Source organism: uncultured Campylobacter sp. (assembly GCF_938031315.1).
Classification (GTDB): Bacteria; Campylobacterota; Campylobacteria; order Campylobacterales; family Campylobacteraceae; genus Campylobacter_B.
Window position 1 is genome coordinate 1 of the sequence record NZ_CALHHT010000452.1, and the last position, 3,642, is coordinate 3,642.

Genomic DNA, 3,642 nt, shown 5'->3' on the forward strand with positions numbered 1-3,642 from the left:
CGGGCAAGATGGCGAGGAGATAGACGGCGAGTCTAAGCTTAGCACAGAGCATGGTTTGGTAGAGGCACAGCGCGCGGCGCAGGACGCACCGCAAAAGCAAGAATTTAAGGATCAAAATTTAGATGATGTAATAGCGAGCGGTATCGCACCTGAAATAGATGCGCATAAAAATTTAGCGGGCACTCCGCAAGGCGTAAAAGACATATCTCCGGGCGCAAAAGGCGCATCGCAAGGTGCAGAGGGCGCATCGCAAGGTGTAAATAACGCACAGCAAGAGAACGCTGCGTATTTTGAAAGCGGCGATGGCGATGAGCCGCCTTTTGAAGTGCAAGAGGATGAGGCGAAATTTAAACCCGCGCCGCCTTTAAATATCGAAGAGATGGGCATTCCAAAGATCAATGAGGCAAACAGGCTCGATGACGACGACGCGCCGCTGGATCTGTGAAATAGCGCTTAGGCTAGCGCTGATCGTTAGCGTTTTTTGCTTCGCGCTTTACGCGCAGGATTTCAGTGACGCGGGCTTTTGCGCGCTGGCGGCGTTTTGGGCTTACGCGCTATTTCGGGTGCTATTTAGCTTTTTTTATGAGGCGAAGCAGCGCGCCAACGCGGCTCTATTTCGCAGCGGCGGGACTTTGATTAAAATTTTTAGAGGCAGGCTGATAAGCGGGGTTTTAGCCTTCGCGGGCGCGATCCTCTTAAGTGCCACTTTGGCGCTAGGCCTAGCAGATCTGCGCGGCGCGGAGCTATTCGTGACGCTCGCGGCACTGCCTGCAGCTCTTGCTCTGATGCGCCTGGCGGTGCTTAAGCTCAGCCTAAAAGAGATTAAAAATCCTAGAATTTTATCGCTCAAACTTAGCATTTTGCTGCTCGCCGCGCTTGCCGTAGCGGTAAATTTCGCTATAAATTTAGCCTATTTGCGGCTTGCGGACGGCGCAGATGCTGCCGCACACTCTTTAAATTCCGCGATAAATTTTACTTCGCCCGCCCGCACCGCCGCATCCATGGGAAATTTCGCGACAAACAACGCTTCCGCGCCCGTCGGAAATTTTGCAACAGATAATGCCGCCAAATCCGCTACGAATTCCGCAGCGAGCAACGCCGCTATAATTGTCGGAAATTCCGAGACGAGCAATGCCGCCAAGCCCGCACCGGACACCGCCAAAAAACCTACCGCTTTGCCTGCAAATTTTAGAGAGGGCTCCGTCAGAGCGGTGTACGCCTCGGCTACAAATTATAAGGCAAATACCGCCGCTGCGCTGCAAATCAACGCTAAAAATTCTACGGCAAGCTCAGCCGCAGTGCAAAATTTAGCCCAAAATCCTGCCGCACCGAGTATGGTCGCCGGCAGTTCCGCTGAAAAATCCGCGACCAGCCCTGCATCGGTAGTCGAAATTTTTGAAATTCTAAAATCTACCGCGCCGCAAGCGCACTTCAAATCCGCTCTGCTAAATGAAATTTACGCTTTGAAATTTTACAAAAACGCGCTGTTTGAGCTGGCGCTGTCGCAGAGCCCTAGCGCGCTAAAAATCGCTCTTTTGTTTCTGATCTGCGCGGGAGATTTCCTCTTTTACTGCGCGATCTTGCATCTTTGCGCATTCGTGCTTTTTATGCTGCGAGCCACGTCCGCGCCCAAAATAGGGCGCTTTAGCGGCACGATCTTCGCGCTTGCCTACGTCACGCTGTGTTTGATCTGTGCCGCGCAGACGCGCACGGCAGGCAGCGGAGCGGAGGACGCACATCCTAAAAGCGCGGTCGAGACTGGCGTGCAGATCGTGCTGCAAAGCGGCGAGCGGCTGATCTTAAGCGCGCGCGAGGCGGACGTTCTAAGAGGCGAGCTAAACGCCACGCGCTTCGCCGCGGAAGCAAACGCCGCATCCGCGCTAAATAGCTACATCGACGCCGTTTACGACGAGGGCGCGAGGCTTAGCGCGCAGAAAATGGCGGATTTCAATTACTCGTTTCTGAGCGATTATCTGATGCTGTGGCACGGCGTGTGGGACGATGACGCGGGGGCGTATCTGAATGAGAAATTTGCGGGCTTCGTAAGCGAAAGCTTCCCGAAAGATTTTGGCGAGAATATCGCTAAAATCGCTGCGGCAAACGTCAAGAATTATGAGAGTTCGCTAAATTTTACGCTCAAAAAATACGGCGCGAAAGTTGATCTTAACGTCACGCAGAGCTTCAGCCTAAAAAGCAAGGCGTATCGCGCGAGCGGGACGGGGCTAGGGGCGCTGGGCGGCGTGCTGGGCGCAAAGCTGATAAGCAAGAGCCTCGCTAAAACTGCGGCTAAAACGGGCGCGAAGACCCTTACCAAGGCAGGCGCCAGCGCGACCAGCGGTAGTGCGGGGCTCGTGTGTGGCCCGGGCGCGGTGGTGTGCGTGCCTGCGTTTGCCGTGGCTACGTGGTTTGGGCTGGATTTTGCGTTTGCCAAGGGCGACGAGGCGCTGAACCGAGAGGAGTTTGAAGCTGCGATCGTGCGCGATATGATGGCGGCGAAAGAGGAGCTAAAGCGCGCGCTGGCGGAGGATTTCAACGCGACGATAGATGAAATTTCGAGTGAAATTTTAAATTTAGACGGGAAGTAGGGCGGCGGATTATGCCTGCGCAACTTAGACCCGTTGCGAGCGAAATTCTACGGCGGATTACGGAGCTTTTGTGCGTGGCGGGCGGCGAAATTTTAAAATTTCATCTAAGTGTGGGCGGCGGGTGCCATGCATCAAAATGGGCGGCTCGGTAGGTACGAAGCAGTAGCGAAACTAGCGGCAAAAATAGGCGCACAAGACAAATAGCGTAGTGGGTGTGCAATAAACAGCGCCGCGAGCGAGGAATTTTATAAAATTCTATTCCGCTTTGCTTGCCTTGCTGCACCTGTGCGATTTAAATCGGTTGCGAGTAAAATTTGGCGGCAGATTATAGAATTTTTGTGTGCAACGGACGGCGGAATTTTAAAATTTAATCTAAGCGCAGGCGGCGGACGGGATTACGGCGCACTTATCGCACTGCCGCGCCTCTTAAATTTTTTAAGAAGCAGCTAAAAATTTTTAAATATAATCTCCGCTTAAAATAAGGAGTGCTAATGAAAAAATTCTATCTTAAAATTTCGCTACTTGCGTTTATAGCGGTATTTGTAGCGATTCCTGCTGCAGCAAAATCGCATTTGACAAGCTTGATAAAGTTAGAGGATTTTAATAACGAAGAGCAAAGGACGCTTTTTAAATCCTGCGATTACGGTGACGGAAAATATAGTTCGTGCAATAAACTCGTTGAAATTTTATCTAAAGAGTGCGAGAACGGCGATATGCGCTCATGTACTATACAGAGTGATTTTTTACAATCTTTGTTTAGAGAAGAGGAAGCTATGAAATATCTGATTAAGCTGTGCGATGCTAACCTTATCGAATATTGCATGGGGCTAGGTTGGGAAGATATAGAATTTAACGGCAATATACAAAGGGCAATTAGGAGTTTTGAAAAAGTATGCGATAGCAAGCTGAAGAATAGTGAGCTTTTTTGTAGAATGAATGAGGAATTAAAGAGCTGTTTAAAAGATAAAGAATGCAATCCGATAATAAAGGGCAAGGCTCTTTTAAAAAGAACTGTAGAGGAGCTGAAATGAGAAGTATTAGCGTTATATTCTTATTG

Annotated in this window: 4 protein-coding genes; all 4 read left to right on the forward strand. The window is 50.4% G+C overall.

All coding sequences use genetic code 11. The features are described from left to right. A partial coding sequence (locus Q0236_RS11330; RefSeq protein WP_297918046.1) for a hypothetical protein occupies positions 1-445 on the forward strand: 445 nt, incomplete at its 5' end. After that, positions 399-2,585: a hypothetical protein gene (locus tag Q0236_RS11335; RefSeq protein ID WP_297918048.1), complete on the forward strand. Its 2,187-nt coding sequence runs from the start codon at positions 399-401 to the stop codon at positions 2,583-2,585. The genes Q0236_RS11330 and Q0236_RS11335, both read left to right, overlap by 47 nt. Positions 2,586-2,596: 11 nt before the next feature. Then, positions 2,597-2,737: a hypothetical protein gene (locus Q0236_RS11340; RefSeq protein ID WP_297918051.1), complete on the forward strand. Its 141-nt coding sequence runs from the start codon at positions 2,597-2,599 to the stop codon at positions 2,735-2,737. A 339-nt stretch (positions 2,738-3,076) separates the two neighbouring features. Beyond that, the gene (locus tag Q0236_RS11345; RefSeq protein WP_297918054.1) at positions 3,077-3,616 is read left to right on the forward strand and encodes a hypothetical protein; all 540 of its coding nucleotides are present in this window, start codon (positions 3,077-3,079) and stop codon (positions 3,614-3,616) included. The last annotated feature ends 26 nt before the right edge of the window (positions 3,617-3,642 follow it).